This window comes from Methylobacterium sp. WL120, from assembly GCF_008039465.1.
GTDB lineage: Bacteria > Pseudomonadota > Alphaproteobacteria > Rhizobiales > Beijerinckiaceae > Methylobacterium > Methylobacterium cerastii.
Genome location: NZ_VRUT01000058.1, coordinates 21,620 through 27,809, shown reverse-complemented (window position 1 = coordinate 27,809; position 6,190 = coordinate 21,620). Strand labels below are relative to the sequence as shown.

Annotated in this window: 8 protein-coding genes; 5 read left to right on the top strand and 3 right to left on the bottom strand. The window is 71.0% G+C overall.

Translation table 11 applies throughout. The features are described 5' to 3' along the window. Both FV229_RS12815 and FV229_RS12810 read right to left on the bottom strand, forming a co-directional pair. On the bottom strand, nt 1-378 hold a 378-nt coding region (locus FV229_RS12815; protein WP_187275135.1), incomplete at its 3' end, for an FAD-dependent oxidoreductase. Further along, entirely contained in the window at nt 375-1,337 is a 963-nt protein-coding gene (locus FV229_RS12810) for a LysR family transcriptional regulator (RefSeq protein ID WP_147752353.1), read from the bottom strand. The genes FV229_RS12810 and FV229_RS12815, both read right to left, overlap by 4 nt. 188 nt (nt 1,338-1,525) lie before the next feature. Here FV229_RS12810 and FV229_RS12805 point away from each other — a divergent pair, with 188 nt between their 5' ends. The 4 genes from FV229_RS12805 to FV229_RS12790 all read left to right on the top strand — a co-directional run bounded on the left by FV229_RS12805 (nt 1,526) and on the right by FV229_RS12790 (nt 5,019). Further along, nucleotides 1,526-2,584, top strand: coding sequence for a class 1 fructose-bisphosphatase (locus tag FV229_RS12805; protein ID WP_147752352.1), 1,059 nt, complete (start codon nt 1,526-1,528; stop codon nt 2,582-2,584). Between the two features lie 25 nt (nt 2,585-2,609). After that, a complete protein-coding gene (locus FV229_RS12800) occupies nt 2,610-3,470 on the top strand; it encodes a phosphoribulokinase (protein ID WP_147752351.1) in 861 nt (286 codons plus the stop codon). A gap of 108 nt (nt 3,471-3,578) precedes the next feature. Then, nucleotides 3,579-4,265: a ribulose-phosphate 3-epimerase gene (gene rpe, locus FV229_RS12795; protein ID WP_147752350.1), complete on the top strand. Its 687-nt coding sequence runs from the start codon at nt 3,579-3,581 to the stop codon at nt 4,263-4,265. A 10-nt stretch (nt 4,266-4,275) separates the two neighbouring features. Then, entirely contained in the window at nt 4,276-5,019 is a 744-nt protein-coding gene (locus FV229_RS12790) for an HAD-IA family hydrolase (protein ID WP_147752349.1), read from the top strand. Nucleotides 5,020-5,023: 4 nt separating this feature from the next. On the opposite strand, the gene FV229_RS28080 is transcribed toward FV229_RS12790, so the two are convergent. Then, entirely contained in the window at nt 5,024-5,257 is a 234-nt protein-coding gene (locus FV229_RS28080) for a hypothetical protein (protein ID WP_246688172.1), read from the bottom strand. Nucleotides 5,258-5,433: 176 nt separating this feature from the next. Here FV229_RS28080 and FV229_RS12780 point away from each other — a divergent pair, with 176 nt between their 5' ends. After that, nucleotides 5,434-6,180, top strand: coding sequence for a YebC/PmpR family DNA-binding transcriptional regulator (locus tag FV229_RS12780; RefSeq protein WP_147752348.1), 747 nt, complete (start codon nt 5,434-5,436; stop codon nt 6,178-6,180). Nucleotides 6,181-6,190: the final 10 nt, after the last annotated feature.

Sequence of the window (6,190 nt, the reverse complement as noted above, 5' to 3'; positions counted from 1 at the left end):
GCGCACGCCCGGCAGGTCGGCGCCCGGCACCGGCAGCGGGCGGTTGCGCGCGCCGGTGGCGAGGACGAGGTGGTCGTAGGCGAGGTCGCTTCCGTCGCCGAGTCGCAGCGTCCGCGCCTCCCGGTCGATCGCGACGGCGCGGGTCCCCGAACGGACCGCGATGCGGTGCTCGGCGAAGTAGGCGTCGGGCCGCAATCTCAGGCCCTCGGCGTCGGCCTTGCCGGCGAGGTAGGCCTTCGACAGCGGCGGCCGCTGATACGGCAGGCCCGGCTCGTCGCCGACGATCGTGACGGGGTCGACGAACCCGGCCTCCCGCAGGGACGCGGCGACCTGGAAGCCCGCCTGCCCGCCCCCGACGACGACGAGGCCGGCGCTCACGCCCGAGCCCCGGCGCCGACCGAGGCGAGCGCGCCCGCGCCGAGCAGGTCGACGCCCGGGAGCCAGCGGGCGCCGTCCTGCATCAGGTACTCCCAGAACGCGGCGGCGGCCGGCCCCAGGACCTTGTCGGCCCGGCGAACCGCGTACCAGTCGCGCCGGATCGGCAGGCCCTGCACGTCGAGGAGCACGAGGCGGCCGGCCTCGACTTCGGCGGCGACCGTGTGGGCGGAAAGCAGCGCGATCCCGAGGCCGGCCATCACCGCCTGCTTGATCGTCTCGTTCGAACCGGAATCGATGCCGAGCTTCGCCCGCTTGATGATGATGCCGTTCATGAACTCCTCGAACACCGTGCGGGTGCCCGAGCCGTCCTCGCGCACGAGGTAGGCCTCCTCGGCGATGTCGGCCTTGGTCAGCCCGCGGCGGCCGGCGAGCGGGTGGTTCGGGTCGGCGATCAGCACCAGCGGGTGCGGCCCGAAGATCTCGGCCTCGATCGCGAAGTCGCGCGGCGGCCGGCCCATGATCGCGAAGTCGATCTCGTAGTTGCGCAGGGCCTCGACCGTGTTGCCGCGGTTGCGCACCGAGAGGTTGATCTCGACGCCGGTGTGGCTCTTGACGAATCCGGCGATCACCTGCGGCGCGAAGTACTTGGCGGTGGAGACCACGCCCAGCGTCACCCGGCCGCCGCCGCCGCCCTTGAGGATGCGGAGCTTGTCGGCGCAGGTCTCGAGCACGGTGTTGATGCTGTCGATCGCCCAGAGCATCTCGCGCCCCGCATCGGTCGGCTTCAGGCCGGTCGGCGTCCGGTCGAACAGCAGCAGGCCCGCCTCCTCCTCCAATTGTCGGATGCGGGCGTACAGAGCCGCCGAGGTCACGTTCAGCTCTTGGGCGGCCCGCGTCATGGTGCCGAGCCTGGCCACCGCGGCGACCGCCTGAAGTTGCTTGAGAGACAGGTTGCGCATGCGCTGTTTTTAGTTTTTTTGTAATCGGCCGCAAGAAGTTTTAGATTTCTTGGCCCCGCCCTGCACCGCTCCCTGGTGAACGGCCGGGCCCGTGCGGTATCCTGCCGACCGTCCGGCGGGTAAAGCGTGCGGCGGGCGCCGGCTCCGGATGGCGGGCGCAACGAGATTCTGGGCGGAAGGGCAAGCGGATGTCGACAGGTTCACCGGCACTCGGATCGCGGCTCGACGCATGCCTCGCCGCCGCCGTCGCGGCGGAGCCGCACTTGGCCGACACCGCCGCCGTGATCGCCGCGATCGCGGCCGCGTCGATCGACATCAGCGAGGTCATCGGGCGCGGGGCGCTCGGCGGCGACCTCGCGGCGGCGGGCGAGCACAACAGCGACGGCGACGTGCAGAAGGCGCTCGACGTGATCGCCCACCAGCGCGTCACCGAGGCGCTGCAGGCCGCGCCGGTCGCCGAGGTCGCCTCCGAGGAGGCCGAGGGCGTGATGCACCTCAACGCCGGGGCGCCGCTCGCGGTCGCGATCGACCCGCTCGACGGCTCGTCGAACATCGGCGTGAACATGGCGGTCGGCACCATCTTCGGCATCCGCCCGGCGGTGACGGCCGAGGGCGACCCGATCGCCTCCTTCACCACGCCCGGCACGGCGCAGACGGCGGCGGGCTTCGTCACCTACGGCCCGGCGACGGCCCTGATCCTGACGCTCGGCCACGGCACGCAGGTCTACGTGCTCGACCGCGCCGAGCGCGCCTTCCGGCTGACGCATGCCGCGCTCGAAGTGCCGGCGGCCGCCAAGGAATACGCGATCAACGCCTCGAACGCCCGGCACTGGGACGGCCCGATCAAGGCCTTCGTCGAGGATTGCCTGCGCGGCGCCGAAGGGCCGCACGACAAGGACTACAACATGCGCTGGCTCGGCTCGCTGGTGGCCGACGCGCAGCGCGTGCTGATGCGCGGCGGCGTGTTCCTGTACCCGGGCGACGGCCGCAAGGGCTACGCGCAGGGGCGCCTGCGCCTGCTCTACGAGGCCGCACCGATCGCCATGCTGATGGAGCAGGCCGGCGCCGGCGCCACCGACGGCGAGCGCCGCATCCTCGACATCGCCGCCACCGGCATCCACGAGCGCGTGCCGCTGGTCTTCGGCTCGGTCGAGGAGGTCGCCAGCGTCGCCAAGTACTACGACGGGCGCAACCACGCCGCCGGGCGCTCCCCCCTGTTCGGCCAGCGCGGGCTGATGCGCTCGTGATCGACCGGATCGCGCGGTAGCCTCCATGTCGGCGCGGCATCCCATCATCTCGGTCACCGGCTCCTCGGGCGCCGGCACGACCTCCGTGCGCAACACCTTCGAGCAGATCTTCCGGCGCGAGGACGTCTCCGCGGTCTACATCGAGGGCGACGGCTTCCACGCGTTCGACCGCGAGACCATGCACGCGATGATGGCGGCGGAGCCGACGCTGTCGCACTTCGCGCCGCGCGCCAACCTCCTGCCCGAGTTGGAGGACGTGTTCCGAACCTACGGCGAATCCGGGCGCGGCCGGACCCGGCACTACGTGCACGACGTCGAGGACGCCGCGCGCTACGGGCGGCCGCAGGGCAGCTTCACGGAGTGGGAGGATTTCGAGCCCGGCTCCGACCTGCTGTTCTACGAGGGCCTGCACGGCTGCGTCGTCGACCAGAGCCTGGACCTGGCCAGGTACCCCGACCTGAAGATCGGCGTCGTGCCGGTGATCAACCTCGAATGGATCCAGAAGCTGCACCGGGACCGCTCGTTCCGCGGCTACTCGACCGATGCGGTGACCGACGTGATCCTGCGGCGGATGCCGGATTACGTGCAGACGATCTGCCCGCAATTCTCGTGGACCGACATCAACTTCCAGCGGGTGCCCACCGTCGACACCTCGAACCCGTTCATCGCCCGCTGGATTCCGACGGCCGACGAATCGATGGTGGTGATCCGCTTCAAGGACCCGAAGGGCATCGACTTCTCGTACCTGCGCTCGATGCTGGAGGGCAGCTTCATGAGCCGGGCGAACTCGATCGTCATCCCGGGCGGCAAGCTCGACCTGGCGATGCAGCTCATCCTCACGCCGATCATCATGCAACTCGTCGAGCGCAAGCGGCGACTCGCCTGAACGAACGGAACGTCGCAGACGGAAGTCCGGCTGGTCAGGCCGGCCTTCCCGACCCATCATCAGCCTGCGCGAAGGGTCACGTCCCCGTCGCGATTCGGAACCCGTGCCATGCCGAAGGCCATCATCGCCCCCTCGATCCTGTCGGCCGACTTCGCGCGGCTGGCCGAGGAGACCCGTGCCGTGGACGCGGCCGGCGGCGACTGGATCCACCTCGACGTGATGGACGGGCACTTCGTGCCCAACATCACCTTCGGGCCGCCGGTGGTGAAGGCGCTGCGCCCGCACTCCAGGAAGTTCTTCGACGTCCACCTGATGATCGCGCCGGCCGACCCCTATCTCGCGGCCTTCGCCGAGGCCGGCGCCGACGGCATCACCGTGCATGTCGAGGCCGGGCCGCACAGCCACCGCTCGCTCCAGACCATCCGGGGCCTGGGCAAGCGCGCCGGCATCGCGCTGAACCCCGGCACGCCCGCCGCGATGGTCGAGCCGCTCCTCGACCTCGTCGACATGGTGCTGGTGATGACGGTGAACCCGGGCTTCGGCGGCCAGAGCTTCATCGGCAGCGCGCTCGAGACGGTGGCGCGCGTTAAGGCGATGTGTGCTGGCCGCGCCATCGACATCCAGGTCGACGGCGGGGTGGACGCCGACACGGTCGGCCGCGCGGCGGCGGCCGGCGCCAACGTGTTCGTGGCCGGCAACGCGGTGTTCAAGGACGGGCCGGACCGCTACGCCGAACGGATCGCCGCGATCCGGGCCGGCGCCCAGGCCGCGGGCGGCGGATCGATCGCATGCTGATGCCGTCGTCATGCTGAAGGCGCTGATCTTCGACGTCGACGGAACGTTGGCCGAGACCGAGGACCTGCATCGCCAGGCCTTCAACCAAGCCTTTTCCGAGCTCGGCCTGTCCTGGCATTGGGACTCCGTCTGCTACGCCGACCTGCTGACCGTGATGGGCGGAAAGGAACGGCTCGCCCACTACGTCGCGACCCGGCACGGGGACGCCGCGGACCTCCGCGCCCGCATGCGGGAGATCCACACCCGCAAGACCGCGATCTACGGCGGCCTCGTCTCGGAGGGCGCGCTGGCGCTGCGCCCCGGCGTCGCCAGGCTCATCGCCGAGGCGCGGGCGGACGACGTCCGCCTCGCGATCGCCACCACGACGACCCGCGCCAACGTCGACACGCTGCTCGCGGTCAACTTCCCCGCCGGCGACCGCCCCTTCGACGTGATCGCCTCCGGCGACGAGGCGGCCCGCAAGAAGCCGGCCTCCGACATCTTCGACCTCGCGGTCCATCGCCTCGGCATCGCGCCGTCGGAGGCGATCGCGTTCGAGGATTCCGCCGCCGGCATCCGCTCGGCGCTCGACGCCGGCCTGCCGGTGCTGGCGACGCGCAGCCGCTACACCGAGAGCCACCGCCTCGACGGCGCCTTCTCGGCGGTGTCCGACCTCGGCGAGCCGGGGCATCCGCACCGGCACGTGTTCGGGGTCGCCTGGGCCGACGGGGTGGTGACGCTCGCGGGCCTGCGGGCCTGGCACGCGAGCGCCTGAGCCGTCAGTCGCGACGCGTGGGCCGGGAGCGCGGGGCGCCTCGGCCTTTCGCTTCCGTGGCGAACAGCGTCGCACCGGCCACCAGCCCGAGAACCGCGGCCAAGCCGAGCTTCGGCCACCGGCGGCTCTCAGTACGCCGGAGATCGCGCGTGCCGTCGCCGCAGCGATCCTCGCGCTTCACCCAGGCGTCGGCCATTTCCGCGCGGTGCCTTCGTTCGGTGGTCGGGTGGGTCGTCACGTCCGTGTGGTTCCTTCGCCATGGCCGTCGCGATGCACGGCGATCGTGGGGGCCAACGTGCGAGGCGATGGTTCTTTCCGGATCGTCCAGCCCACCTGCGGCCCGCGTTGCCTCGTCGCGTTCCGCCCGCGTATAAACCGCAGCATCCCCACGACACCCAAGAAACGCGCGACGCCATGGCCGGCCATTCCCAGTTCAAGAACATCATGCACCGCAAGGGCCGGGTGGACGCCGTCCGCTCGAAGCTCTTCGGCAAGCTCGCCCGCGAGATCACCGTGGCGGCCAAGCTCGGCCTGCCCGATCCGGCGATGAACGCGCGCCTGCGCGCGGCGATCATCGCGGCGCGCGCCGAAAACGTGCCCAAGGACAACATCGAGCGCGCGATCAAGAAGGCGTCCGGCGCCGACGGCGAGACCTACGAGGAGATCCGCTACGAGGGCTACGGCCCGGGCGGCGCCGCGCTGATCGTCGAGGCGCAGACCGACAACCGCAACCGCACGGCTTCCGACGTGCGCTCGGCCTTCACCAAATCGGGCGGGAGCCTCGCCGAGACCGGCGCCGTCGCCTTCATGTTCGACCGCGTCGGCGTCATCGCGTTCCCGGCCTCGGTGGCCGACGCCGACACGATGATCGAGGCCGCGATCGAGGCCGGCGCCGACGACGTGCGCTCGGACGAGGCCGGCCACGAGATCACCTGCGCGCAGGACTCCTTCGGCGAGGTCTCGAAGGCGCTCGAAGCCCGCTTCGGCGAGCCGACCCGCACGGGCCTCGTCTGGAAGGCCCAGAACACGATCGACGTCGACGACGAGACCGGCGAGAAGCTGATCCGCCTCGTCGAGGTGATCGAGGACCAGGACGACGTGCAGAACGTCTACGTCAACTTCGCCCTGTCCGACGCGCTGGTGGCCAAGCTCGAGGCGTAAGGCTCAGGCC